Here is a 26494-nt window from a genome sequence, read left to right as displayed (position 1 = left end):
GTTGGGTCGTTTGTTGAAGGGCGGGACCGCGTGATGGGCGTTTTTCATTTCGCAAAAAGCTATACGGGCACGATATGTGTCTTGCTCGGTTCACTCGCGATGTCTGCCTGCACCAGCACCTCGTCGACGACATCATCTTCGCCGACTTCGGTCGATGCGCTGCAACTGGCATCAACGTCGGCGTCGCTTTCGGGCGGCGGTGCTCTGCAGGTCGTAAAGGACCTGCCTGCACCGCAAAATACGCAGAACGGCAGCGAGCAGCCTTTGTCTCCGAACGACGTGCTCGATGTGAATGTGTTCCAGGTCGACAATCTGAACAGAACCGTTCAAGTCGACGCCGGCGGGCAGATTTCGCTTCCACTAATCGGGACCGTCACCGCGGCAGGAAAGACCGTCCGCCAGCTGGAGCAGGAAATCGAAACGGCCTACGGCGCCAACTATCTGCAGTCGCCCGATGTATCGGTCTACGTCAAGGAATCTATCGGACAGCGCATTACCGTCGACGGCGAAGTCACCAGGGCCGGCATCTTTCCGGTGTCGAGCAATTCTTCTCTCATCGATGCGATCGCCCTTGCTGGCGGGTTCAATGCCGTTGGCGATGCGAAAAAAGTCTTTGTATATCGCAACGTCGGCCAAAATACTTTGGTCGCAAATTACAATGTGGAGCAGATTCGTGCGGGCAAAAGCTCCAATCCACGCATCTATGGTGGCGACAAGATTGTCGTCTTCGCCTCGAAATCGAAAATAGCGCTGAACAATCTCAAGGACGCCCTCGGTGTTGCCTCGAGTGCAGCCCGAATTGGTGTGCTGGTTCCATAGATGCTTTCCGTTCAGCCAAAACACAGGCAACCTAGGATAATCTAGCGCTATGCTCGATCGTAACAGGCAGCATCAAATTGCAGGCCCAGGACATGGCCAAGCCTTGTCTCCCGACCTGTATTATGACGGTGCGCAAAACTATAGCGCGTATGGCCGCGATTATTCGGAGCAGGATGAGCGGTTCAATCCGCTCAGGCTGCTGTTTTACGTTGTCCAGTATCGGTGGCTGATCGTCATGATGGCAGCAGCCGGGCTGGTTGCTGGCGCCATCGTTACAATGATGCAGACACCAAAATATCTGGCCACAACGCAATTGGAAGTGTTGGTTCCTTCGGCCAAGGTTTTCCAGGACATTGAGGTGGTTTCTGAAAGCAGCGACCTGCGGGCCTTTCAAACTGCCCGTGAAAAGCTCAAAAGCCGTGCATTGGCGCAACGAGTGGTGTTCCAACTGGGCCTCAGCGAAAAGCCGGATTTTCTGTTTCCGACTCCGAACTTCTCGCTTAGCAACATTTTCTATCGTGCGTTCGGAATTTCAAAATCGCCTTCCATAGAAGAGAAAACCCCGGAGCAACGTGAGAAGATCGCTATCGGTCGCGTTATGAAAGACCTCACGGTCACTCTTGTCACCAACACAAGCCTGCTGTCGATTGCGTTTGCCGACCAGAACCCGAAATATGCAAGTGACATCGCCAATCAGGTCGCACAAAGCTTTATCGATCAACGCCTCGATCAGACCAGCGAGACTTCCGACCTGGCACGGCAATTCATCCAGGAACAGGTTCTGCAGGTAAAGCAAAAGCTTCAGAAATCCGAAGAGGATCTGGTCGCTTATGCAAAGGATGTTGGCATTACGATAACCGGCGACGACAAATCGCTGATTGGATCGAATATCGAGGCCCTGAACACCGCCCTCGCGACGGCAATCCAGGAACGTCTCGATGCCGGACGAATGGTGGACCAGATAGACAAAGGTCGCGGGGCGAGTCTTGGTCCGGTCTTGGAAAGCGAAGGCCTGCAGAAGATCACCGATAAACTGGCGGATTTGACCAGCCAGTATCAGCAGAAACTAGGCATATTGAAGCCTGGCTTTCCAGAAATGCAGCAGCTTCAGGCGCAGATCAAGGAGCTGCAACGGCTTTATAACAATGGCGTTTTAACTATAACCGATTCGTTGCGGCAGAAATACCAGGAGGCTCAGAACAAGGAGGCCGACCTCAGGTCAAAACTTGCCGAGATGGAGAAGCAGCAGGTTATCTTCAACGATAAAAATATCAAGTACACGATCCTGAAGCGCGACGTTGATTCGAATAGGTCGCAGTATGATAATCTTATTGCCAAGCTGAACGAGGTCGGCGTCAGCTCTGAACTCAAGACACAAAGCGCGGCAATCGTCGATTTCGCGACACAGCCTAATAATCCTTATTCTCCGCGCCTGAGCATCAATCTTGCGGTCGCCTTGGCTCTTTTCTTGGCTCTGAGCGCATCAATTATTTACATCATCGAGTTGTTGAACAACACCTTTACCAATCCTGAGCAGATCGAGAAGGAGTTGGGATTGGCGATGCTCGGCATCTTGCCGCTAGTCGATGATCGGGAACTCATAGGCAGTATTGCCGACCAGAAATCAGGATTGTCCGAAGCCTACCGTTCGCTTCGAACCTCGTTGCAGTTCTCCGGCGCCGAAGGTGCGCCGCGATCATTGCTGGTCACGAGTTCGGAGCCGTCGGAAGGCAAGTCGACCACCTCGTTCAAGCTCGGGCAGGACTTTGCAGCGCTCGGTGCAAGAGTTCTCATTGTTGACGGCGATCTTCGAAAGCCGAATCTTCATAGGCTATTTGGTCTCGACAACACAATCGGACTGAGCAATCTCCTGACAAACACCGTCCGGAAGGAGGATCTGGCGAGCATTTTCAGGGCGACGAAATATCCTAACGTGACCGTCCTGACCTCCGGAACGATCCCGCCCAACCCTGCTGACCTGCTCTCTTCGCCGAAGATGGCACTGATCGTTACCAATCTCGGCAAGCGCTTTGATCTTGTCATAATTGATGCCCCGCCGGTCGTCGGCCTTTCAGATGCACCCATCCTCAGCCGGCTTGCGGAGGGCACATTGATGGTCATTTCAACCAATCAGGTCACACGCAAGTCGGCGAAGACGGCGTTGAAACGTCTGCGAGCTGCCGGCGCGAACGTGGTGGGAGCCGCGATGTCGAAGTTTGCGGTGAACAAGTTCGATTACAATTACGCCTATAAGTACATGAATTACCAGTATTACGACTACGGCACGAGCACCCCGAAAATTGAGGGCAAAGTCGATGACGGAGCAGACCAGCCCGCTTTTGCGAAATCTCCGGCGTTCAGGCGTTTGGTTCGTCGCATCCGCTCTAGTGTTGGCGGCTTCGTCGATCGGGCTAAGTCGGTTTCTTGAAACTGAAACGCCGGCCGTTTCCCTCGCGCTGGATCCGTTGAACGTCAATGCCTTGATAGGCGGGATAACCGGCGACCTGAACGATACAAGCAACACTCCCGATTTCGATGCATTGCTCGCCAAGGCCGAAGGCGCGCTTCGCTTTGACGTGGCAGATGCGCGTCTCTACAGCCTGATTGGCGAGATCAAATACCGACAGGGCAAAAAAGAAGAAGCCTATGACTTCTTCGATCAAGCTCGAAAGTTATCCAAGACCGAAATCCACGCGCTCCAGAGGTCCATTGGCCACTCGATCGAGACCGGCGATCTGTCAAAGGCTGTCGGCGAGATCGATATATTGCTACGGCGATGGCCAGATCGATTTCCGGCTATCGCCGAGGGCCTGCCGACAATCCTCTCAAGCCCCGAAGGATACCAGGCCGTTCTGGCAGCCATCAGGGCGGAGGCACCTTGGAGAGCAAGTCTGTTCGTCGCGCTTGGCAAAACCCCCGAGGGGCTCGATTTCGCAAATCGGCTGCTGCTTGATTTGACGGGATCAAGCGCGCCGCCAAACTCGAGCGAATTGTCCCGGGTGATCCACGAACATATTCGTCAGAAGAAATTTGAACAGGCGTATCGGTTGTTTCTTTTCAGCCTGTCTGATCAGGAACGGAAGTTGGGCGGATACATTTTCAACAGTACCTTTGAACCGGTACCCAGTGGTAAACCTTTCGATTGGCAAGTCGGCGAGCCGTCAGGTTTGGAAGTTACCTTTGTAACATCTCAGGATGCGGTCGCAGGTGAGGGTGGTGCGACGATTCGCTTCCTGAACACGCCCGTCAAGAAGGCTTCTCTTCAGCAGTATATTGGACTCCCTCCAGGTTCTTACAAGATCTCTCTGAATGCCTCCGCAAGGAACCTGAAACTTCCAAAGGGATTATTCTGGTCGATCAGGTGCTTGGGTCCATCTGGGGAAATAGCGCGGTTCAATATTCCCGAGGGTACATACAATCGTCAGGCCCTGAGTCAGGATTTTTCGGTTGGACCGGCTGGGTGCCCCATGCAATTGTTACGGCTGGAGACGGCCGCCATTGCTGAGAGCTGGCGATTTCGCTACGTCGGTACGTTGGTAATGCACAAAGTGAGCATCGAGAGACTTTCATCTTGAGCGACCGGCTATCGGAATGGGATAAATATCTCCTTGGATCGGTTCTGTTTATATCGCTGCTGATCGGCGGGGGGACTGCAAGCGGCCTCTATACGGATACGCTGATTGAGGTCGCGGCAATCATCACGGCGGCGGCTGTCTTTTCACAGACCCCTGGCCAAAGAATCCCGTATTCAATTCTGTGGCTGCTTATCTTCGCTGTGGCGTTGGTGATTTTACAAATCGTTCCGTTGCCTGCGGCCATATTCAACGGGTTGCGGCCGGAGCTGTTGCTCGGAGATTCATGGCTGGCGGGACAGAGCAGATTTCGCTTCGTCAGCGTCGGAGTCGGACGGACGATCGAATGTCTGTTGTATCTGGTGGCGTCAGCCGCGTTTTTCTTGAGCGTATTGCGTTTGCGCACCGAGCAGGTTCAAGGGCTTCTGCCTTTCTTTTTTATGGGAGTTATCTGCAATGGGTTAGCGGGAGCGATTCAATATTCGCTCTCTGACGACATTGCCATAGAGGGATTGTTGCCATTCACGATCAATGCCGGGCTTTTTGCCAACGAGAATCATTTTGCGGCATTACTTTTTGTTTCTATCCCCTTTGTCGCTTATTATGGTCTGTTCCGAGGACATCTTTTGTCCGGATCGCTCGGGCTGGCCACGCTTTTGCTGCTCCTTTTGGCCGTCGGTTCGCGTGCCGGCGTCCTGATCGGATTAGCGATCACCGTACTATCCATAGTCTTTCTTTCAGCGCGTTCGAGGGTGAGTGGATTGAGCATCCTCGCGATTTTCATAGGGCTCTCGGTCTATACGATAGGCGCGTGGACTCGGATCGATGCCGAAGTGGTTGATCCGGATTTTGGGCGAGGAGAATTTGCGCGCACCACTATTGAGGGAATCAAGGAGAATTTGGCTACTGGCGTTGGATTTGGGAATTTTCAGAAGGCCTATCAGATATATGAAAAGGAAGGGATGATTTTCAAGCAATATGTTAATCATGCCCACAACGATTACCTTGAAATAGCCTTCGAGGGTGGGGTTATTGCAATTCTATTGATGATGTTTTATTTCATATTACTTCTTGCGGGGCTTGTCAGAATTCGCCGAGATCCACTTCAAAAGGCTGCTTTCCTCTCGGTATCTTTCCTTCTCATCCATTCACTCGTCGATTATCCATTGCGGACCGAAGCGCTTGCAATGACGTTTGCCTATATGAACGCCATTATCTTCCACAAAGGATTTGCAGACCGTTTGGCCCAGAAGAACGAATTGATCGAGATCGACCATAACGGTGACAAGTTGTTTGTTCCCATCGGAACTTCGTCGTAGCGCCTCTTGGCGACGGCTCTGCGAGCTGCCGTTCGCGACCGACGGGTCGCTCTCCTATATTCTAGGGACCGGGGGCTGCCATCAAAATCGACAGTGCTGCTCAATCCACCACTCGTAAACCACAGGCCACCACTCGTACCCGCAGGAAGTGTAGCCGAGTTGGCGGTGATCTCGGCCCCTCCAGGAATATTCTTGGGCCACCAAGCCCATCAGCCCGTTGAGCAGGAATTTCCGGGTTCTCGCCCCTGCGTGGAAAATTCATTCCCGAACCACTCCAGGGCAGGCCTGTCTTGCATTGTTATAAACGATAGCGATCTGCTAGAACGCCTGCACAAAACAAGATTGTCCAGAAGTGAAGCTTGAACCGGGCCGCTGAAAATTGCGCCTGATGCATCGATGCAAGGTCTGGATTGGCACGAGAGAACGCTTACAGTCCATGAACATCGCGCTTACGCACCTTCAGCGGCTCGAGGCTGAATCGATCCATATCTTTCGCGAGGTAGCGGCGGCCTTCGCCAAGCCGGTTATGCTCTATTCGGTCGGCAAGGATTCCTCCGTGCTGATGCATCTTGCGATGAAGGCGTTTTATCCCGCCAAGCCGCCCTTTCCCTTTCTCCACGTCGACACGACCTGGAAGTTCCGCGAGATGATCGCCTTTCGCGATCAGATGGCGCAAAAGCTCGGCTTCGATCTCCTTGTCCACGTCAACGGCGATGGTGTGCGCGACAACATCAATCCCTTCGACCATGGCTCCAATACACATACGCATGTGATGAAGACCGTGGCGCTGCGGCAGGCGCTTGACAAATACGGCTTCGATGCAGCCTTCGGCGGGGCGCGGCGCGACGAGGAGAAGTCGCGCGCCAAGGAGCGGATCTTCTCTTTCCGCAACGCCCAGCACGTATGGGATCCGAAGAACCAGCGGCCGGAGATGTGGAAGATATTCAACACCCGCATTGCGACCGGTGAATCGATCCGGGTCTTTCCGTTGTCGAACTGGACCGAACTCGATATCTGGCAGTACATTCTCCAGGAAGACATCCCGATCGTGCCGCTCTATTTCGCCAAGGAGCGGCCGGTCGTCGAACGCGACGGCATGCTCATTCTGAGGGATGACGACCGTATGGAATTGCGCCCGGGCGAAACAGTGGAGAACCGGCTGGTGCGGTTCCGCACGCTCGGCTGCTATCCGCTGACCGGTGCGATCGAGTCCGACGCCGATACGCTGGAGGCCATTGTCGGCGAAATGCTCACGGCGCGCACCTCCGAACGGCAGGGCCGCCTGATCGACCGTGATGAAGCCGGTTCGATGGAAAAGAAGAAGCGCGAGGGGTACTTCTGAGCATGCGCCACATCATGGCCGAGAGCCTCGCCTCCACCGACGGCATTCGTGACTATCTGGCGGTACAGGAACGAAAGTCGCTGCTGCGCTTCCTGACCTGCGGTTCCGTGGACGACGGCAAGTCGACGCTGATCGGACGCCTGCTTTCGGATACCAAGCAGATTTTCGAGGACCAGCTTGCCGCGCTCGAGCGTGATTCGCGCAAGCACGGGACAACGGGCGACGACGTCGATTTCGCGCTGCTGGTCGATGGCCTAGAGGCCGAGCGCGAGCAGGGCATCACCATCGATGTCGCCTATCGCTTTTTCGCCACGCCGAAACGCAAATTCATCGTTGCCGACACACCCGGCCACGAACAATACACGCGCAACATGGCGACGGGCGCGTCGACCGCCGATCTGGCCATCGTGCTGATCGACGCCCGGCAGGGCGTGCTGCGCCAGACAAGGCGCCACTCGATTATCGCGTCGCTGCTGGGCATCCGGCACATCGTCCTGGCCGTCAACAAGTTCGATCTCGTCGGCTTCGACAAGGCCGTGTTCGAACGCATCATCGAAGACTACCGGCAATTTTCGCATCAGCTCGGCTTCGAGACGATCGTGCCCATCCCCATGTCCGCCCGTTATGGCGACAACGTCTCCAGCCGCTCGGACAAGACAGAATGGTATTCCGGCCCGACGCTGATCGAACATCTGGAAACCGTGTCGGTCGATGAAGCCGTTGTCGAACTGCCGTTCCGTTTTCCAGTGCAGTATGTGAACCGCCCCAATCTCGATTTTCGCGGTTTTGCCGGCACGATTGCGTCCGGCTCTGTCTCAACAGGCGACGAGGTCGTTGTCGCCAAATCCGGCAAGTCCGCTCATGTAAGGCGCATCGTCTCGCATGGCGGCGACCTGAGCCAAGCGGTCGCCGGCCAGGCCATCACTCTTGTTCTCGACGACGAGGTCGAGGTCTCGCGCGGCAATATGCTGGTGTCGCCGGCGGCGCGGCCGCAGGTCGCCGACCAGTTCGCCGCCAACATCGTCTGGTTCGATGAGCATGCGCTGTTGCCGGGCCGCTCCTACATTCTGCGGACCGAGACCGATCAGACCAGCGCCACCGTCACTGACCTGAAATATCGAGTCAACGTCAACGACTTTGCCCATGAGGCGGCCAAGTCGCTCGAAATGAACGAAGTCGGCATTTGCAATATCTCGACGCGGGCGCCGATCGCCTTCGATACTTTCGCCGAGAACCGCACGACCGGCGCCTTCATCCTGATCGACCGCATCACCAACGCCACCGTCGGCGCCGGCATGATCCTGCATTCGCTGCGCCGCGCCGAAAACATCCACTGGCAATCGCTCGATGTCGGCAAGCACGGCCGTGCCGATCTGAAGAACCAGCGGCCCGCCGTGTTCTGGTTCACCGGGCTCTCGGGCTCGGGCAAGTCGACCATCGCAAATCTTTTCGAGAAAAAGCTGTTCGCCACCGGCCGGCATACCTACATCCTGGATGGCGATAACGTCCGCCACGGCCTCAATCGCGATCTTGGCTTCACCGACGCCGACCGCGTCGAAAACATTCGCCGCGTTGCGGAAGTGGCGCGGCTGATGGCCGATGCCGGGCTAATCGTCATTGTTTCCTTCATTTCGCCATTCAGGGCCGAGCGGCGCATGGCCAGGGAGTTGATGGCCACCGGTGAATTCGTCGAGGTGTTTGTCGACACACCCTTTGAGGAATGCGCCAGGCGCGATCCGAAGGGCCTCTATGCGCGGGCGTTGAATGGCGAAATCAAGAATTTCACCGGCGTCGATTCACCGTATGAAGCCCCGGAAAACCCCGAAATCCATCTCAAGACACTCGGCAAGTCTGCCGAGGAGATGGTAGAGGCCCTGGAACTCTGGCTGAACGAGCGTGACATTGCCGAAAACCAATATGATAGCGGCGGCGGCATCTGACGACGAAGCGATGCTCGGCGTGTTCGAGCGCATCGCGTTGGCGGCGGGGCGAGAGGTGATGCGCGTCTTCGATGCCGGCTGCGCGGTCGACCAGAAATCAGACAGCTCGCCGGTGACCGAGGCCGATCGCGAGAGCGAAAAGATCATTCTCGCCGGGCTGCGCGCGGCTTTCCCCGACATCCCTTGCGTGGCTGAGGAAGAGGCATCGGCCGGCATCGTGCCGCCCGACCTCGACGACGCCTTCTTCCTGGTGGATCCGCTCGACGGCACCAAGGAATTCGTCAACCGCAGGACCGACTTCACCGTCAACATCGCGCTTGTTCGCCACGGCGTGCCGGAGATCGGTGTGGTGTTTGCGCCATGCACGGGACGCTTCTTTTCCGGCCGGCCGGGCAGGGCGGAAGCAATTGAGGTCAATGGCGACTATCAGATCATCGGCCGTCGGCCGATTTCGGCCAGAACGGGTGTGGCGCCACTGACTGTCGTCGCCAGCCGGTCCCACAATACGCCGGAGACCGAAGCCTATATTCGCACCGTGGGCGCTGCCGAGATCGTGTCGGTTGGCTCGTCGCTGAAATTCTGTCTTGTCGCTGGCGCCGAGGCCGACGTCTATCCGCGCTTCGGCCGCACCATGGAATGGGACACCGCAGCCGGCGACGCGGTGCTGCGCGCGGCAGGCGGTATAACGCGCACACTCGATGGTCAGCCGCTGGCCTACGGCAAGCGCAACCAGAGCGATGACGAGGACTTCGCCAATCCGCATTTCATCGCCAGCGGCAAGCCTGCGGAGCCCAGACCCGTCTAACGACCGTCTACGCGGCGGCGATTTGCGCCGAATTCGAGCCGATATAGTTGCGGATCGTCTCGATGATCCGGTCCTGGTCGGCCTCGCTCAGATAGGGGTGCATGGGCAGGCAGAGGATGCGCCTCGGCAGCTCCTCCGAAACGGTTAGACCCGTCGGCGTGCGCGGATAGTCGCGGTAGGCGATCTGGCTGTGCAAGGGCTTCACGTAATAGATGACCGACGGGATGCCCTTGTCCCCGAGATGCGCCTTCAGCCCGTCGCGCTTCGGCGTCTCGATGGCATATTGCGCCCAGGCCGAACGGCCACCTTCTAGGTTGCGCGCCGTCTTGACGATGTCGCCGAGGCCTTCGGCATACCGATTGGCGACCGCTTGCCTGGCAACCATCTCGTCTTCGAGAATGGCCAGCTTCTCGATCAGGATCGCCGCCTGCAGCGTATCGAGCCGCGAATTGATGCCGACGCGGACATTGTCATATTGGGTTTCGCCCTTGCCGTGAAAGGCGAACGAGCGGAGCTGTTCGGCCAGCGCATCGTCATTGGTGAACATCGCGCCGCCGTCGCCATAGCAGCCGAGCGGTTTTGCCGGGTAGAAGCTGGTCGAGCCGACCGCGCCGAACGAACCGCACATTTTGCCGTCGATCGAGCCGCCGATCGCCTGAGCGGCATCCTCGATCACCATCAGCCCTTCGCGGTTGGCGATCGCCATGAGCGCCTCGTAGTCAGCAGCGAGCCCGAACAGGTCGACGGGAATGATCGCCCTTGGCTTCAGCCGGCCTTCCGCCTTGATCATGGCGATGGCCGCCTCGAGACTGGCGATGTCGATGTTGTAGGTCTGGGGATCGACATCGACGAAAACCGGCTCAGCCTTGGCCAGCGCCACCACTTCCGCCGTGGCGGCGAAGGTGAAGCTCGGCACGAACACCGCGTCACCTGGGCCGATGCCGGCCGCAAACAGCGGCAGCAGCAGTGCGTCAGTGCCGTTGGCGCAGGCTACCACATGCTTGGTGCCGATATAGGCGGCAAGCTTGTTTTCGAATTCGGTGACTTGGGGGCCGAGAATATAGCGCCCCTCGTCGACGACGCGGTCGATGGTTGCTTTCAGTCTGTCGCGGATTCGTTCGCGCTGCGCGCCTAGATCGATGAACTGCATGTCGGCCTCAAACGGTACTAGCCAGATAACGGGCCGCTGGTATCAGACTTGGCGCGGCCGAGAAAGCCGCATGGGCAAAACCGCGAATTGCTCAAGTGTCGCAGCCTGTTACCTCTGATTGCGACAGGTCCCCGTCAGACGCTGGAAATCCGGGGCTTTGTTGCGCACCTCACGGCCGTTGTGTTGCTCGCGCTCGGCTGGGCGAAACATAAAGTGATTGATGTCCAGCGCCGTCTTCAGCGCATCGCCGTCCAATCAGGCGATTTCATGCCGCCAGGGCGGATTGGCACCGGCCCGCGACACGGTTACCGCCGCAGCCTTGGCGCCAAGCGCCAGCGCCTTGTGGATGGCGTCTTCCGGCAGATTGGCGATCGCCTCCTTCGACAACAGGCCTTGCTCGTGCAGCGAGGCCAGGATGCCGGCGTTGAACGTGTCGCCGGCGCCGACAGTATCGACCACCTCGACCTTGTCTGGCACAACCGTGACCTTGTGATTCCTGGTGTAGCCGACGGCGCCTTCGCTGCCATGGGTAACGACGATCAGCGTCGGGCCGCGATCCAGCCAGTTGCGGACAACGTCCTCGTGCGAGCCGGCTTCGCCGAACCAGTTGAGGTCCTCGTCCGACAGCTTCACGATGTCGGCCATCGCCATCATCGAGCGGATGCGTTTGAGATGCTTGGCCTTGTCCGGAATGAAATTGGGCCGGATGTTGGGGTCGAGCATCATGACGCGGCGACTGTACTCGCGCCGCATGAATTCCTCGTAGGCTGATCCGGCCGGCTCCGAGATCAGGCTGATGGCGCCGAACAGCATGGCTTCGATCTCGCTGCCGAGTTTCGGCAGATCGTCGATGGTCAGCATCCTTCCGGCTGTGTTTTCATCGTAGAACGTGTAGCTCGCCTGGCCGTTGTCCAGCCGCACGAACGCAAGCGTGGTCGGCCGGGGCGATGTGTGCGCATAGGTGGAACTGACCTTGCTTGCCCCGAGCGCGTCCCTGAATTGGCCGCCGAACAGATCCGACGACAGGCCGGAAAAGAAACCAGCGGGTGCTCCCAGCCGGCCGAGCGCAATAGCGGTATTGAACACCGCGCCGCCGACATAGGGGGCAAAGGCCGGCTCGCCCTCCGTCGTGGTGCGTGGCAGCATGTCGATCAGGGCTTCGCCGCAACAGAGGATCATGGTTTCCTGGTCTCCGGCGGATAGATTACACCCTTGCGGATGATGATGTTGGCGTAGAGCCGCGGCTCACTTGTCGCGACGATCGCGTGCGCGGACCTAACCCGTTGATAAAAGTCGGCGCCGGCAAGCGCAACCACCTTGCGGCCCGGAGCACGCTTGGCGCAGATCGCCTCCATCTCGTGATGAACGGGATCGGCAAGCAGGGGATTTCCTTTGACCGACGCGCGAAACAGCGCCTCCGGCACTGCATCATCGACAGGCAACACGCTGAGGACGGCGTCGAGCATCGGAACAAGATGATGACCGTCGGCGCGGATGAGCCGGTGTGCCTGCTCTTTCGCCGGGTAGTTTCCGTCGACAAGGGCGATCTCGTCGCCATGACCCATGGCACGCAGCGTCGCCAGAAGCTCCGGACCGAGCAGTACCGGGATTCCGATCAGCACGCTCAGGCACTCCTGGAAATCATGGTCGAGCCGATAAGGAAGCGCTCGGAAAGCGGCAGGCTGGCGCCGCCCAGGGCACGTGCATGAATGCCGACAGTCCCCTCGCGAATGGCCGGAAGCTTCAGGCCTTCACCATCGATCTTGCCGATAGCTTCGACAACGGCATCGACGAGCCGGCGCCGTACGGCCTTCGGCATCCATCCGTCGATCACCGCTGCCTCGAAATCGATAACCGATGACGCCGCCACAATGGCATAGGCGAGCGCCTGCGAAGCGCAGGCGATCCAGTCGTCGAGCTCGACGCCGATCTCGCCCCAATCCTCCGGTGACGTCCACAGGTGCGAGGCCTCGATACCGCGTGCGTTAAGCGCCTTTTCCAGCATGGCAATCGACGCCACGTCGATCAATTGGGCCGGCTTGCCGTCCGGTCCGGGCACCGGCATCGAACCCAGCGCGCCGGCATTGCCGGTCGGTCCGCCGAAAAGGTGACCATTCAGCACGATGCCGCCGCCGGCGAAGGCACCGATATAGAAATAGACGAAGTCGCGCGCCGCACCCGCCCGGCCGAACACCAGTTCGGCGCCGCAGGCCGAGGTGGCGTCGTTCTGCAGGTAGACCGGGAATTCGCACTGCGCCTGGATGTCGGCGCGGATGTCGCGGTGGCGCCATTCGTCCATGACGTCGCGCGGCGCACCTGCCGTATCGGCCCAGTTCCACAATTCGAACGGCATGGCGATGCCAAGTCCGGCAATGCGCTTGTCCTGCGCCGGGGTGAGATCGCCGCGCATCGTCTTCATGCCGGAGGTGACGAATTCGACCGTCTCGCGCGGCGCCGGATAGCGGTAGGAATGCTGCAGCATCGAGCGCACATTGCCGAGAAAATCGATCAGCACGAGTTCGGCGCTACGACGGCCGATCTTCAAACCGATGAAATAGGCACCATCGGGATTGAGCGCCATCGGAATGGAAGGTTGGCCGATCTTGCCGCGCAGCGGCGCCTGACGGACAAGGAGGTTGTCCTCCTCGAGCTCACGCATGATGACCGAAACCGTCTGGGCAGAAAGTCCGGTCATGCGCGCAATGTCGGACTTGGCCAGGCTGCCGTGCTGACGCACCAGCGACAGCACCAGCCGCTCATTGTGGTCCCGCATGCCGCTCTGGTTGGTGCCGCGGTGAATGCGGCTTTCGGCTGCCTCGGGCGAACCGTGCCTTGTAGTGCCGGTCTCCACCCCTGTTCCTCCCGTCGTTTCCCCTCACCGCTTTTGGGCCAGAATGGGTGAACGACGCAGCGCTGTCAATAATAAATAAGAGTGATTTAATTATTGACAGAGACCTCGGTCTGGTATTCTGTTGGGGCAGGCGTCCACGCTGGGAGAAGTCGCTGGATGCTTTGTGCAGGTGCCGGTTGGCCGGCATCCGAAATGGTTCCACTGGGAGGAAAATCGTGACCAAGACAGCACTATTGAAGTCCACCGTGTTTGCCGCGGCCGGACTGGGTCTGATGGCGTTCACCTCGGCTGCGTCCGCCGCCGATGTCGGCGCCTGCCTGATCACCAAGACCGACACCAACCCGTTCTTCGTGAAGATGAAGGAAGGTGCGACCGCGAAAGCCAAAGAACTCGGCGTCGATCTTAAGGCTTACGCCGGCAAGATCGACGGCGACAGCGAGAGCCAGGTGGCGGCGATCGAAAGCTGTATCGCCGACGGCGCCAAGGGCATCCTGATCACCGCGTCGGACACCAAGGGCATTGTCCCGGCGGTGAAGAAGGCGCGTGACGCCGGTCTGCTCGTGATCGCGCTCGACACGCCGCTTGATCCGCTCGACGCTGCCGACGCGACCTTTGCGACGGACAATCTGGAGGCCGGCAAGCTGATCGGCGCGTGGGCCGCCGCGACGCTCGGCGACAAGGCGAAGGATGCCAAGATCGGCTTCCTCGACCTGACGCCCTCGCAGCCGACGGTGGACGTCTTGCGCGATCAAGGCTTTATGATGGGCTACGGCATCGACGTGAAAGACCCCAACAAGATCGGCGACGAGGACGATCCGCGTATCGTCGGCCACGACGTCACCAACGGCAACGAAGAAGGCGGCCGCAAGGCGATGGAGAACCTTCTCCAGAAGGACCCCGGCATCAACGTCATCCACACCATCAACGAGCCGGCGGCCGTCGGCGCCTACCAGGCGCTCAAGGCCGTGGGTCTCGAAGGCAATGTGCTGATCGTGTCGGTTGATGGCGGCTGCCCCGGCGTGAAGTCGGTCGCCGAGGGCGTGATCGGTGCGACCTCACAGCAATATCCGCTGCAGATGGCGGCACTCGGCATCGAAGCGATCGCCGCTTTCGCCAAGGACGGCACGAAGCCCGAGCCGACCGAAGGCAAGGATTTCTTCGACACCGGTGTCAACCTCGTGACCGACAAGCCCGCGGAGGGCGTGAAGTCCATCGACACCAAGGAAGGCCTCGCCAAGTGCTGGGGCTGATGCCAGTCTGACAGGCAACAGATCCGATCGGCCGGGGCTTGATCCCCGGCCGCTTCGGGTGGACGATGCGGTAATGCAAGCACGAACAATTCCGGCGGCAGATCGGTTGGACGGGCGTCGGCGTGGCTGAAGCCCCACGGGAGGAAACATGGCTCAGGTTCAAGAATTCGAAAAGGCTCTCTCGAACAGCGACGCAAGCGTCGCTGCTTTTGACGAGCACGGCACGTCGATCGTCAAGCGCATCCAGCATTTCCTGCATTCTACTCCGGCCGCGGTTCCGCTGATCGTGCTGGTTCTGTCGATCGCCGTCTTCGGTATCACAATCGGAGGACGGTTCTTTTCGTCCTACACGCTGACGCTGATCCTGCAGCAGATCGCCATCGTCGGTATTCTCGGTGCTGCGCAGACACTGGTCATCCTTACAGCCGGCATCGACCTGTCAATCGGCGTGATCATGGTGATTTCGGCCGTGATCATGGGCAACTGCGCAGTCACCTATGGCCTGCCGACCTTGCTTGCCGTGGTGATCGGGCTTGGCGCCGGCGCGGCCTGCGGGCTGCTCAACGGGCTGCTGGTCGCGTACATGAAGCTGCCGCCCTTCATCGTCACGCTGGGCACCTGGAACATCGTCATGGCCACCAATTTCATCTATTCGGCCAATGAGACGATCCGTGACGCCGACGTCGACGTCCAGGCGCCGCTGCTGCATCTGTTTGGCCTCAACTTCAAGGTCGGCACGGCGGTGCTGACGTTCGGCGTCATTGCCATGGTGGTGCTGGTGATGATCCTCTGGTATGTGCTCAATCACACGGCATGGGGCCGCCATGTCTACGCCGTCGGCGACGACCCGGAGGCGGCCAAGCTGTCGGGCATCCAGACCAAGAAGGTGCTGATCTCGGTCTACACCCTTGCCGGGCTGATCGCCGCTTTCGCCGCCTGGGTCTCCATCGGTCGCAACGGTTCGATCTCGCCGTCCGCCGCCGTTACCGACTACAATTTGCAGGCTATCACCGCGACGGTGATCGGCGGTATTTCCCTCTTCGGCGGACGCGGCTCGATTTTAGGCACGTTGTTCGGCGCGATGATCGTCGGCGTCGTCTCGATGGGCCTCAACATGCTGGGCGCCGATCCGCAATGGAAAGTTCTGCTCACCGGTGTGCTGATCATCGGCGCCGTGGCGATCGACCAGTGGATCAGAAAGGTTTCGGTGTAACCATGACCCAGGAGCCCATCCTCACCGCGCGTGGCCTCATCAAGCGCTACGGCCGCGTTACCGCACTGAACAGCTGCGACTTCGATCTCTATCCGGGAGAAATCCTGGCGGTGATCGGCGACAACGGCGCCGGCAAGTCGACGCTGATCAAGGCGATCTCGGGCGCCGTGATTCCGGACGAGGGGATCATCGAGTTGGACGGCAAGCAGGTGCTCTTCAAGTCGCCCATCGAAGCTCGCGAAGCCGGCATCGAAACCGTCTACCAGAACCTTGCGCTGTCGCCGGCGCTGTCGATCGCCGACAATATGTTCCTTGGTCGCGAGATCCGCAAACCGGGTTTTCTGGGCGACTGGCTGCGCATGCTCGACCGCCCGGCAATGGAAAAGCGCGCCCGCGACAAGCTCACCGAACTTGGCCTGATGACCATCCAGAACATCAGCCAGGCCGTGGAAACGCTGTCGGGCGGTCAACGCCAGGGCGTGGCGGTGGCGCGCGCCGCCGCCTTCGGCTCGAAGATGGTCATCATGGATGAGCCGACGGCGGCGTTAGGCGTCAAGGAGAGCCGCCGCGTGCTCGAACTGATCCTCGACGTGAAGAAGCGCGGCCTGCCGATCGTGCTGATCTCGCACAACATGCCGCATGTCTTCGAGGTGGCCGACCGCATTCACATCCATCGGCTGGGCCGTCGCCTCTGTGTCATCGATCCCAAGCAATATACGATGTCCGACGCCGTTGCCTTCATGACCGGAGCGAAGCTCCCGCCGGAGGCGGCGCTGGCAGCCTGATGCATGTCGCCCAAAAGCATGCCCTCGGGCGAGGAACCGAGGGTGCGCAGCGGTTTGGGATGACGACATGCACAAAAATAGGAACTTAAGGCGCGTCGCAGAGGCTGCCCAAACATGACGCGCCTTAAGTTGGCAAATTGCCGTGGGGTAAGCTGCCCCGCGGCAATCTAACTCGATTGAACGCACAACGATATGCGCTAGCATGCGCTGGGAGGAATGGTGAAAGCCGGTATGATCATGGCAACCGCACGAGAGGCAGCATGACGCACGCGATCACATCCAAAGCTCCCATTCTCGAAAACTCCGATCCCAAGGCGCTTGCCGATGAAGTCTTGAAGGCCCTCAAATACAGGCTCGGCAAGGGCACCAATGTCGCGACGCAGTACGACTGGCTTACCGCCTCGATCAAGGTCGTGCGCGACCATATCGTCGATCATTGGATGCAGGCGACGCAAGAGGCCTACGCCCATCAGGAAAAGCGCGTCTATTATCTGTCACTGGAATTCCTCATCGGCCGCCTGATGCGCGACGCCTTCTCCAATCTTGGCCTGATGGATAATATGCGCGAAGCGCTGCGGTCTCTCGGCGTCGACCTCGACCTCATCGCGGCCCTCGAACCAGATGCAGCCCTTGGCAATGGCGGTCTTGGCCGGCTCGCCGCCTGCTTCATGGAAAGCATGGCAACCGTCGACATTCCCTCGCATGGTTATGGCATTCGCTACGCCAACGGCATGTTCCGGCAGGAAATCCATGGCGGCTGGCAGGTTGAGCTGCCTGAGACTTGGCTCGATCACGGCAATCCTTGGGAGTTCGAGCGGCGCGAACGTTCTTTCGAGGTCGGTTTCGGCGGCTCGGTCGAATCGATCACATCGAAGGACGGCAGGCTTGAGCGCCACGTCTGGAAGCCGATCGAACATGTTCTGGCGGTTGCCTACGATACGCCGGTGGTTGGCTGGAGGGCCAACCGCGTCAACACCCTGCGGCTCTGGTCCGGCATGCCGATCGATCCGATCCTGCTCGACAAGTTCAACGCCGGCGACCACATCGGTGCACTCGCCGAAAGCAACAAGGCCGATGCCTTGTCGCGCGTCCTTTACCCCGCTGATTCCCATAGGGCCGGGCAGGAACTGCGGCTAAGGCAAGAGTATTTCTTTTCCACCGCATCGTTGCAGGACATCATCCAGCGTCATCTCAGCCAGTATGGCGACCTGCAGTCGCTGCCCGACAAGGCGGCGATCCATCTGAACGACACCCATCCGGCCATCGCCGTGCCCGAGCTGATGCGCCTGTTGATGGACGTCCACGGTATGGATTTCGACCAGGCCTGGAGCATCACCAAGCGCACCTTCGGCTACACCAACCACACGCTGCTTCCCGAGGCGCTCGAAAGCTGGCCGGTGCCGCTGTTCGAGCGGCTGTTGCCGCGCCATATGCAGATCGTCTACGCCATCAACGCAGAAGTGCTGCTGGAGGCGCGCGCCTCAGACCAGTTCTCTGACGAGCAGATCAGCCAGATCTCGCTGATACAGGAAAATGGCGAGCGCCGGGTGCGCATGGGCAATCTGGCCTTTGTCGGCTCGCACTCGATCAACGGCGTCTCTGCCCTTCACACCGAGCTGATGAAGGAAACGGTGTTTGCCGAACTCCACAGGCTCTACCCCGACCGCATCAACAACAAGACCAACGGCATCACGCCGCGGCGCTGGCTGATCCAGTGCAATCCCGGTCTCACCGCGCTCACCCGCGAGGCGATCGGCGACCGCTTCCTCGACGATATAGACGCAATCAAGGAGCTCGATGGTTTTGCCGACGACGCCGCCTTCCGCGACAAGTTCGCGGCAGTCAAGCGGGCGAACAAGGCCAAGCTTGCCAATCTCGTCGCCGACCGCCTCGGCATCAAGGTCGATCCCTCCGCGCTGTTCGACATCCAGATCAAGCGCATCCACGAATACAAGCGTCAGCTTCTGAACATCCTCGAAACAGTCGCCCTCTATGACCAGATCCGCTCCCATCCGGAGCGCAACTGGATGCCACGCGTCAAGTTCTTTGGCGGCAAGGCAGCGCCCAGCTATCACAACGCCAAGCTGATCATCAAACTTGCCAACGACGTCGCCAAGGTCATCAACCGCGACCCGGCCGTTCGCGGCTTGCTCAAAGTGGTGTTCGTGCCGAACTACAATGTCAGCCTGGCCGAGATCATGATGCCGGCCGCCGATCTTTCAGAGCAGATATCGACCGCCGGCATGGAAGCCTCCGGTACCGGCAACATGAAGTTTGCGCTGAACGGTGCGCTGACCATCGGCACGCTTGACGGCGCCAATGTCGAGATCAAGGAATGCGTCGGCGACGACAACATCTTCATTTTCGGCCTGACCACCGAAGAGGTCGCCGAGCGGCGCAGCAACGGCTACGATCCGCGATCGGTAATCGGAGCGTCTCCCGAACTGGCGCAGGCCGTGGCTGCCGTTTCGTCGGGCGTCTTTTCGCCTGACGATCCGGAACGCTATCGCGACCTGATGAACGGCCTCTATCAGAGCGACTGGTTCATGGTCGCCGCGGATTTCGATGCCTACGCCGCCACCCAGCGCGATGTCGACGCCGTCTGGCGCAACAGCCCGGATTGGTACGCCAAGGCAATCCGCAATGTTGCCCGCGTCGGCTGGTTCTCGTCCGACCGTACGATCCGCCAATATGCGAAAGAAATCTGGAACGTGCCGGTCTGATATGATTGCATGAGGCCACGAACAACGTGGTCCGGGTGCCGGGGAGGGTCACTGCCTGATGAGGAAGCCGCGCGCGACCGCTGCGACAAGCGGGCCGGATGGACTGGCTTCAGCCGGTGATGTCGCGGCAATTGTCGCCGGTACGCATAGTGATCCTTTCGCTGTCCTCGGTGTGCACGAGGTTGACAACGGCTTTGTCGCCCGCTGCTTCGTCCCTCATGCCGAGTTCGTCACTGCCTATACGCTGACCGGCAAGAAAGCCGGCGAACTCTCCAGGCGCGACGAAGGCGGCTTCTTCGAGGGCCTCCTGTCGCTCAGAAAGCGTCAGCCGCTGCGCTATCACGCGCGCAATGCCGGCGGTGACTGGTGGCTGACCGATCCCTATTCGTTCGGTCCGGTGCTCGGTCCGCTGGACGACTATTACATCGCCGAAGGTTCGCACCTCAGGCTGTTCGACAAGCTTGGTGCGCATCTCATCGATCACGAGGGTGCGTCCGGCGTGCATTTCGCCGTCTGGGCGCCCAATGCAAGGCGCGTTTCGGTGGTCGGCGACTTCAACGAATGGGACGGCCGCAGGCATACGATGCGCATCCGTCGAGACACCGGCATCTGGGAGTTGTTCATTCCCGATATCGGCGCCGGCCGGCCGTACAAATACGAGATCATCGGGCCCGATGGCGTGAGGCTGCCGCTGAAGGCCGATCCGTTCGCTTTCAAGTCCGAACTGCGCCCGGCCACCGCTTCGGTGACGGCGCTTCCGCCGGCGCATCAATGGGGTGATGAGGCGCACCGCAATTTCTGGCGCAACGCCGATCCCAGGCGCGAGGCGGTGTCGATCTACGAGGTCCATGCCGGCTCCTGGCAGCTTCACGACGACGGCAGCTTCCTGTCATGGGACGAACTCGCCGGCCGGCTGATCCCCTACGTTGTAGACACGGGTTTCACCCACATCGAATTCATGCCGATCTCCGAACATCCCTATGATCCGTCCTGGGGTTACCAGACGACCGGCCTCTACGCGCCGTCGGCCCGCTTCGGCGATCCGGACGGTTTTGCCCGGTTCGTCGACGGCGCCCACCGCGCCGGCCTCGGCGTCATCCTCGACTGGGTGCCGGCACATTTTCCGGTGGACGCGCATGGCCTGGCCAATTTCGACGGCACCGCGCTCTATGAGCATGCCGACCCGCGCAAGGGCTTCCATCCCGACTGGAACACCGCGATCTACAATTTCGGCCGGCGCGAGGTCGTCTCGTTCCTCGTCAACAATGCGCTGTTTTGGGCCGAGAAGTACCACGTCGATGGTTTGCGGGTCGATGCCGTCGCCTCGATGCTCTACCTCGACTATTCGCGCAAGGCCGGCGAATGGATTCCCAACGAAAAGGGTGGGCGCGAGAACCTTGAAGCGGTCAGCTTCCTCCAGAGAATGAACAAGGAGGTCTACGGCCATCATTCTGGCGTGATGACGATTGCCGAGGAATCGACCTCATGGCCAAAAGTTTCGCAGCCGGTGCATGAGGGCGGGCTGGGTTTCGGCTTCAAGTGGAACATGGGATTCATGCACGACACGCTGGAGTATTTCTCCAAGGAGCCAATTTTTCGCAAGCATCATCACAGCGACATCACCTTCGGCCTGGTCTACGCCTTCAGCGAGAATTTCGTGCTGCCGCTCTCCCATGACGAGGTCGTGCACGGCAAGGGGACGCTGCTCGGCAAGATGGCCGGCGACGACTGGCAGAAATTCGCGACGCTGCGCGCATACTACGCCTTCATGTGGGGCTACCCCGGCAAAAAGCTGTTGTTCATGGGGCAGGAATTCGCCCAGCGCCGCGAGTGGAGCGAGGCGCGCGCGCTCGACTGGAACCTGCTCGATTTCCAGGCCCATCGCGGCGTCTGGCAGACGGTGCGCGATCTCAACTATCTCTACCGCTCACGCCCGGCCCTGCATGCTCGCGATTGCGAGCCGGAAGGCTTTTCCTGGCTGATCGTCGACGATAGCGCGAACTCTGTCTTTGCCTGGCTGCGCAGCGCGCCGGGCGGAAACCCGGTCGCCGTCATCTCCAATTTTACACCGGTGCCCCGTGACGATTATCGCGTGCCGTTGCCGACGGCTGGAAGATGGCGCGAGATCATCAACACGGACGCCACCGACTATGGCGGTTCCGGCAAGGGCAATGGCGGTGCCGTCGAGGCTCGGGCGGAAGGAGGAGGCATCTCGGCGACGATCCTGTTGCCGCCGCTGTCGACGATCATGCTCGAATTTGCTCCGGACTAAGCGATGTCTCGCAGCGCGTAACTTGGGAGGATAAAAATGGCAGAGATAAAACGGACCCAGCCGCTGGCGCGCGATGCCATGGCCTATGTTCTGGCCGGCGGCCGTGGCAGCCGCCTCAAGGAATTGACCGACCGGCGCGCCAAGCCCGCAGTCTATTTCGGCGGCAAGACGCGCATCATCGATTTTGCGCTCTCCAATGCGCTCAATTCCGGTATTCGCCGCCTCGGCGTCGCCACTCAGTACAAGGCACACTCGCTAATCCGCCACCTGCAGCGCGGCTGGAACTTCCTGCGGCCCGAGCGCAACGAAAGCTTCGATATCCTGCCGGCCAGCCAGCGCGTGTCGGAAACGCAGTGGTATGAGGGCACGGCCGACGCGGTCTACCAGAACATCGACATCATCGAGGCCTACGGGCCCGAATACATGGTCGTCCTGGCCGGCGACCATATCTATAAGATGGATTACGAGCTGATGCTTCGCCAGCATGTCGACGCCGGTGCCGATGTCACTGTCGGCTGCCTCGAAGTGCCCCGCATGGAGGCGACCGGCTTCGGTGTCATGCATGTCGATGCCAAGGACACCATCATCTCCTTCATCGAAAAACCGGCCGATCCGCCCGGCATCCCCGATAAACCGGACTTTGCCCTGGCCTCGATGGGCATCTACGTGTTCAAGACCAAGTTCCTGATGGAGCAATTGCGCCGCGACGCGGCAGAGCCGGGCTCCAGCCGCGACTTTGGCAAGGACATCATCCCCTATGTCGTCGAGCACGGGAAGGCGATCGCCCATCGCTTCGCCAAATCCTGCGTGCGCTCGACCGCAGAGAACGAAGCCTACTGGCGCGATGTTGGGACCGTCGACGCCTATTGGGAAGCCAATATCGACCTCACCGACATCACGCCGGAGCTCGACCTCTACGACCGCGACTGGCCGATCTGGACCTATGCGGAGCTGAAGCCGCCGGCAAAGTTCGTGCATGACGAGGATGGCCGCCGCGGCTCGGCTGTGTCGTCGCTCGTCTCAGGTGATTGCATCGTCTCTGGTGCTTCGCTGAAGCGAAGCCTGATCTTCACCGGCGCGCGCATCAACTCTTATTCGACGCTCGAGGAAGTCGTCATGCTGCCCGACTGCCAGGTCGGCCGGAACGCAAGATTGAAGCGCGTGGTGATCGACCATGGCGTGAGGATACCGGAGGGGCTGGTGGTCGGCGAGGATCCCGTTCTCGACGCCAAGCGCTTCCGCGTTTCCGAAAAGGGCATCTGCCTCGTCACGCAGGCGATGATCGACAAACTGGGATTGCAATGAATGCAGGTTCTGTCGGTCACGCCCGAAATATTCCCTCTGATCAAAACTGGCGGGCTTGCCGACGTGACCGGCGCGTTGCCCGTCGCGCTCGCCGGCAAGGGCGTGACGATGCGCACGCTTGTTCCCGGCTATCCCCAAGTGATGGACACCTTCAAGAAGAAAAAACCCGTTCACCAATATCCGCTGCTGCAGGGCGGTAAGGCGTCGGTCCATGCTGTCCAGATTGCCGGGCTCGACCTGTTCGTGCTCGACGCGCCGCATCTGTTCGATCGTCCCGGCGGTCCCTATGGCAATGCCACCGGCGCCGATTGGCCGGACAATTGGCGGCGTTTCGCGGCCTTGAGCCAGGTTGGCGGCGACATCGCCGGCGGCGCCATCTCGGGCTACCAGCCGGACATCGTCCATGCCCATGACTGGCAATCGGCGATGACGCTGGCCTATATGCGCTACGGCAAGGCGGTCGGCACGCCGTCGATGATCACCGTCCATAACCTCGCTTTCCAGGGTCAGTTCGGCGCCGCCATCTTTGGCGAGCTTGGCTTGCCGGCGGCGGCCATGGCGCTCGACGGCGTCGAATATTATGGCGGTGTCGGGTTTCTCAAGGCCGGCCTGCAGGCCGCCTGGGCCATCACCACAGTCAGCCCGACTTATGCGCAGGAGATCCGCTCGCCGGAATTCGGCATGGGGCTCGATGGGCTCGTCAACATGCGATCCGTCGATCTCTATGGCATCGTCAATGGCATCGATACCGAAATATGGAACGCTGAAACCGACAAGCATCTGGTCTCCAACTACACGGCCAAGACATTGAAGGCGCGGCATCCCAACCGGACCGCGGTCGAGGATCGTTTCAATCTCGACCGCGACGACAGTCCGATCGTCTGCGTCATCAGCCGGCTCACCTGGCAGAAGGGCATGGACATACTGGCGACGGTGATCGACGGGATCATTGCGAGGGGCGCACGCCTGGCGATCCTGGGGTCCGGCGACGCCGGCCTCGAAGGCGCGCTGCTGGCCGCCGTCGCCCGCCATCGCGGTCGCATCGGCGTCGTTGTCGGTTACGACGAGGGGCTGTCCCACATCATGCAGGGCGGCTGCGACGCCATCGTCATCCCGTCGCGTTTCGAGCCTTGCGGGCTGACGCAGCTCTACGGCCTGCGCTATGGCTGCGTGCCGGTCGTCGCCCGCACCGGCGGCCTTGCCGACACGGTCATCGACGCCAATGAAGCGGCCGTTTCGGCAGGTGTGGCGACCGGCTTCCAGTTCGCGCCCGCCGATGCTGGCGCCTTGCTGCACACCATCCGCCGGTTGGTGGAAGCGCATGCCAGCCCCACGATCTGGACGTCGATGCAGCGGCAAGGCATGAAGGCCGATGTGTCGTGGCATAAAAGCGCAGAAAAATACCTCGAACTCTATCGCTTGCTGCTTTCGAAAAGGGCTGTCTGACGCATGATACGCACCATCGCCACCAAACCCTACTTAGACCAGAAGCCCGGCACTTCCGGGCTGCGCAAGAAAGTACCGGTGTTCCAGCAGGAGCACTATGCCGAGAACTTCATCCAGTCGATCTTCGATGCGTTGGACGGGTTCGAGGGCAAGACCCTGGTGATCGGCGGCGACGGCCGCTTCTACAACCGCGAAGTTATCCAGAAGGCCATCGCCATGGCGGCGGCAAACGGCTTCGGCAAGGTGATGGTCGGACAGGGCGGCATCCTGTCGACGCCAGCAGCGTCCAATGTCATCCGCAAATACAAAACCTTCGGCGGCATCATCCTGTCGGCCAGCCACAATCCGGGCGGCCCGCACGAGGATTTCGGCATCAAATACAATGCCGGCAATGGCGGCCCTGCGGCGGAAAAGCTGACTGATGCGATCTTCGCCAAGACCAAGGTGATTTCGAGCTTCAAGATCGCCGACATCGGCACGGTCGATCTCGACACGATCGGCACGGTAGAGGCGGGCGGCATGACGGTCGAGGTGATCGACCCGGTCGCCGACTATGCCGAGCTGATGGAAGGCCTGTTCGATTTCGATGCCTTGCGCGCACTGTTCAAATCGGGTTTTCGCATGCGCTTCGACGCCATGCATGCCGTGACCGGCCCTTACGCCAAGGATATCCTGGAGAACCGGCTCGGCGCACCGAAGGGGACCGCCCGCAACTTCATTCCCCTGCCGGATTTCGGCGGCCACCATCCCGATCCCAACCTGGTCCATGCCAAACACCTCTATGACGAGATGATGGGACCGGATGCGCCGGATTTCGGCGCTGCTTCCGACGGCGACGGCGATCGTAACCTGATCATCGGCAAGGGCATTTTCGTCACTCCGTCGGATTCGGTGGCCATGCTCGCCGCCAACGCCCATCTGGCACCGGGCTACAAGGCCGGCCTGAAAGGCATCGCGCGCTCGATGCCGACCAGCGGTGCGGCCGATCGCGTCGCCGAAAAGCTCGGCATCGGCATTTATGAAACGCCGACCGGCTGGAAATTCTTCGGCAATCTGCTCGATGCCGACATGGCAACGATCTGCGGCGAGGAAAGTGCGGGAACCGGCTCCAACCATGTCCGCGAAAAGGACGGGCTGTGGGCGGTACTTTTGTGGCTCAATATCCTTGCTGCCCGGGGCGAAAGCGCCAAGCAGATTGTCACCGAGCACTGGGCCGCCTATGGCCGCAATTACTATTCGCGCCACGACTATGAGGAGGTCGAGACCGACCGCGCCAACGCGCTGGTCGACGAATTGCGGACGAAACTCGCATCACTGCCCGGCACCAGCGTGCGTGGCATGAAGATCGCCAGCGCCGATGATTTCGCCTACCACGACCCGGTCGACGGCTCGATAGCCAAGAACCAGGGCATCAGGGTGCTGTTCGAAGGCGGATCGCGCGTCGTCTTCCGTCTTTCCGGCACCGGCACCTCGGGCGCGACGCTGCGCGTCTATATCGAGCGCTACGAGCCGGACACGTCCAGGCATGATCTCGACACGCAGGAGGCGCTTGACGATTTGATTGCGGCAGCCGATGATATCGCCGGAATTCGTAGCCATACCGGCCGCGCCAAGCCAAGCGTGATTACGTGAAGCTGGCGCGGCGCGCCTTTCATTCTCCCCTTGTGGGAGAAGGTGGATTGGCGCGTAGCGCCGAGCCGGA

Annotated in this window: 20 protein-coding genes; 15 read left to right on the top strand and 5 right to left on the bottom strand. The window is 60.0% G+C overall.

Translation table 11 applies throughout. The features are described 5' to 3' along the window. The 7 genes from EOA78_RS14155 to cysQ all read left to right on the top strand — a co-directional run. On the top strand, window positions 1–819 hold an 819-nt coding region (locus EOA78_RS14155; RefSeq protein ID WP_245477496.1), incomplete at its 5' end, for a polysaccharide biosynthesis/export family protein. 49 nt (window positions 820–868) lie between these two features. Beyond that, window positions 869–3247, top strand: coding sequence for a polysaccharide biosynthesis tyrosine autokinase (locus tag EOA78_RS14150; protein ID WP_127315661.1), 2379 nt, complete (start codon window positions 869–871; stop codon window positions 3245–3247). Further along, window positions 3135–4394, top strand: a complete 1260-nt coding sequence (locus tag EOA78_RS14145) for a tetratricopeptide repeat protein (RefSeq protein WP_127315660.1) — start codon at window positions 3135–3137, stop codon at window positions 4392–4394. The genes EOA78_RS14150 and EOA78_RS14145 overlap by 113 nt, the downstream gene beginning before the upstream one ends. Continuing rightward, entirely contained in the window at window positions 4391–5710 is a 1320-nt protein-coding gene (locus EOA78_RS14140; protein ID WP_127315659.1) for an O-antigen ligase family protein, read from the top strand. The genes EOA78_RS14145 and EOA78_RS14140 overlap by 4 nt, the downstream gene beginning before the upstream one ends. 436 nt (window positions 5711–6146) lie before the next feature. Then, entirely contained in the window at window positions 6147–7052 is a 906-nt protein-coding gene (cysD, locus tag EOA78_RS14135; RefSeq protein ID WP_127315658.1) for a sulfate adenylyltransferase subunit CysD, read from the top strand. 2 nt (window positions 7053–7054) lie between these two features. After that, entirely contained in the window at window positions 7055–8992 is a 1938-nt protein-coding gene (gene cysN / locus EOA78_RS14130; RefSeq protein ID WP_164783751.1) for a sulfate adenylyltransferase subunit CysN, read from the top strand. A gap of 10 nt (window positions 8993–9002) precedes the next feature. Then, complete coding sequence (cysQ, locus tag EOA78_RS14125) at window positions 9003–9797, top strand: 3'(2'),5'-bisphosphate nucleotidase CysQ (RefSeq protein WP_164783755.1); 795 nt, start codon at window positions 9003–9005, stop codon at window positions 9795–9797. 7 nt (window positions 9798–9804) lie between these two features. Here the strand turns inward: cysQ and EOA78_RS14120 are convergent, their stop codons facing one another. From EOA78_RS14120 to EOA78_RS14105, 5 genes are all read right to left on the bottom strand, one after another. After that, window positions 9805–10947: a DegT/DnrJ/EryC1/StrS aminotransferase family protein gene (locus EOA78_RS14120; protein ID WP_127315655.1), complete on the bottom strand. Its 1143-nt coding sequence runs from the start codon at window positions 10945–10947 to the stop codon at window positions 9805–9807. Between the two features lie 108 nt (window positions 10948–11055). Next, window positions 11056–11202, bottom strand: a complete 147-nt coding sequence (locus tag EOA78_RS35965; protein ID WP_164783750.1) for a hypothetical protein — start codon at window positions 11200–11202, stop codon at window positions 11056–11058. Further along, window positions 11203–12126 (bottom strand): carbohydrate kinase, encoded by a 924-nt coding sequence (locus EOA78_RS14115; protein WP_127315654.1) that lies wholly within the window; start codon window positions 12124–12126, stop codon window positions 11203–11205. Then, a complete protein-coding gene (locus EOA78_RS14110) occupies window positions 12123–12569 on the bottom strand; it encodes an RbsD/FucU domain-containing protein (protein WP_029355783.1) in 447 nt (148 codons plus the stop codon). The genes EOA78_RS14115 and EOA78_RS14110 overlap by 4 nt, the downstream gene beginning before the upstream one ends. A gap of 2 nt (window positions 12570–12571) precedes the next feature. Further along, entirely contained in the window at window positions 12572–13798 is a 1227-nt protein-coding gene (locus tag EOA78_RS14105) for an ROK family transcriptional regulator (protein ID WP_029355785.1), read from the bottom strand. Window positions 13799–14070: 272 nt separating this feature from the next. Between EOA78_RS14105 and EOA78_RS14100 the strand changes: the two genes are divergently transcribed. From EOA78_RS14100 to EOA78_RS14065, 8 genes are all read left to right on the top strand, one after another. Then, window positions 14071–15048, top strand: coding sequence for a sugar ABC transporter substrate-binding protein (locus EOA78_RS14100; RefSeq protein WP_245477498.1), 978 nt, complete (start codon window positions 14071–14073; stop codon window positions 15046–15048). Between the two features lie 148 nt (window positions 15049–15196). Continuing rightward, complete coding sequence (locus tag EOA78_RS14095; RefSeq protein ID WP_127315652.1) at window positions 15197–16261, top strand: ABC transporter permease; 1065 nt, start codon at window positions 15197–15199, stop codon at window positions 16259–16261. A 2-nt stretch (window positions 16262–16263) separates the two neighbouring features. Further along, window positions 16264–17046: an ATP-binding cassette domain-containing protein gene (locus EOA78_RS14090; protein ID WP_127315651.1), complete on the top strand. Its 783-nt coding sequence runs from the start codon at window positions 16264–16266 to the stop codon at window positions 17044–17046. A 260-nt stretch (window positions 17047–17306) separates the two neighbouring features. After that, window positions 17307–19769 carry a glycogen/starch/alpha-glucan phosphorylase gene (locus EOA78_RS14085; RefSeq protein ID WP_127315650.1) on the top strand — a complete coding sequence of 821 codons (2463 nt, stop codon included), beginning with the start codon at window positions 17307–17309 and terminating at the stop codon, window positions 19767–19769. Window positions 19770–19827: 58 nt separating this feature from the next. Further along, window positions 19828–22041: a 1,4-alpha-glucan branching protein GlgB gene (gene glgB, locus EOA78_RS14080; RefSeq protein ID WP_127315649.1), complete on the top strand. Its 2214-nt coding sequence runs from the start codon at window positions 19828–19830 to the stop codon at window positions 22039–22041. Between the two features lie 36 nt (window positions 22042–22077). Next, complete coding sequence (glgC, locus tag EOA78_RS14075) at window positions 22078–23346, top strand: glucose-1-phosphate adenylyltransferase (protein ID WP_127208680.1); 1269 nt, start codon at window positions 22078–22080, stop codon at window positions 23344–23346. After that, a complete protein-coding gene (gene glgA, locus EOA78_RS14070) occupies window positions 23347–24792 on the top strand; it encodes a glycogen synthase GlgA (RefSeq protein WP_127315648.1) in 1446 nt (481 codons plus the stop codon). A gap of 3 nt (window positions 24793–24795) precedes the next feature. Continuing rightward, a complete protein-coding gene (locus EOA78_RS14065) occupies window positions 24796–26424 on the top strand; it encodes an alpha-D-glucose phosphate-specific phosphoglucomutase (RefSeq protein WP_127315647.1) in 1629 nt (542 codons plus the stop codon). The last annotated feature ends 70 nt before the right edge of the window (window positions 26425–26494 follow it).

It is taken from the genome of Mesorhizobium sp. M5C.F.Cr.IN.023.01.1.1 (assembly GCF_003997585.1).
Taxonomy (GTDB): Bacteria; Pseudomonadota; Alphaproteobacteria; order Rhizobiales; family Rhizobiaceae; genus Mesorhizobium; species Mesorhizobium wenxiniae.
Note: the sequence above shows the minus strand (reverse complement) of the source record. Positions and strands in the feature narration are given on the sequence as shown.

Coding starts and splice junctions, on each gene's coding strand:
- EOA78_RS14150 (WP_127315661.1), top strand. CDS start 869: ATGCTCGATCGTAACAGGCAGCATCAAATTGCAGGCCCAGGACATGGC.
- EOA78_RS14145 (WP_127315660.1), top strand. CDS start 3,135: ATGACGGAGCAGACCAGCCCGCTTTTGCGAAATCTCCGGCGTTCAGGC.
- cysD (WP_127315658.1), top strand. CDS start 6,147: ATGAACATCGCGCTTACGCACCTTCAGCGGCTCGAGGCTGAATCGATC.
- cysN (WP_164783751.1), top strand. CDS start 7,055: ATGCGCCACATCATGGCCGAGAGCCTCGCCTCCACCGACGGCATTCGT.
- cysQ (WP_164783755.1), top strand. CDS start 9,003: ATGCTCGGCGTGTTCGAGCGCATCGCGTTGGCGGCGGGGCGAGAGGTG.
- EOA78_RS14120 (WP_127315655.1), bottom strand. CDS start 10,947: ATGCAGTTCATCGATCTAGGCGCGCAGCGCGAACGAATCCGCGACAGA.
- EOA78_RS14115 (WP_127315654.1), bottom strand. CDS start 12,126: ATGATCCTCTGTTGCGGCGAAGCCCTGATCGACATGCTGCCACGCACC.
- EOA78_RS14100 (WP_245477498.1), top strand. CDS start 14,071: ATGGCGTTCACCTCGGCTGCGTCCGCCGCCGATGTCGGCGCCTGCCTG.
- EOA78_RS14095 (WP_127315652.1), top strand. CDS start 15,197: ATGGCTCAGGTTCAAGAATTCGAAAAGGCTCTCTCGAACAGCGACGCA.
- EOA78_RS14090 (WP_127315651.1), top strand. CDS start 16,264: ATGACCCAGGAGCCCATCCTCACCGCGCGTGGCCTCATCAAGCGCTAC.
- EOA78_RS14085 (WP_127315650.1), top strand. CDS start 17,307: ATGACGCACGCGATCACATCCAAAGCTCCCATTCTCGAAAACTCCGAT.
- glgB (WP_127315649.1), top strand. CDS start 19,828: ATGAGGAAGCCGCGCGCGACCGCTGCGACAAGCGGGCCGGATGGACTG.
- glgC (WP_127208680.1), top strand. CDS start 22,078: ATGGCAGAGATAAAACGGACCCAGCCGCTGGCGCGCGATGCCATGGCC.
- glgA (WP_127315648.1), top strand. CDS start 23,347: ATGCAGGTTCTGTCGGTCACGCCCGAAATATTCCCTCTGATCAAAACT.
- EOA78_RS14065 (WP_127315647.1), top strand. CDS start 24,796: ATGATACGCACCATCGCCACCAAACCCTACTTAGACCAGAAGCCCGGC.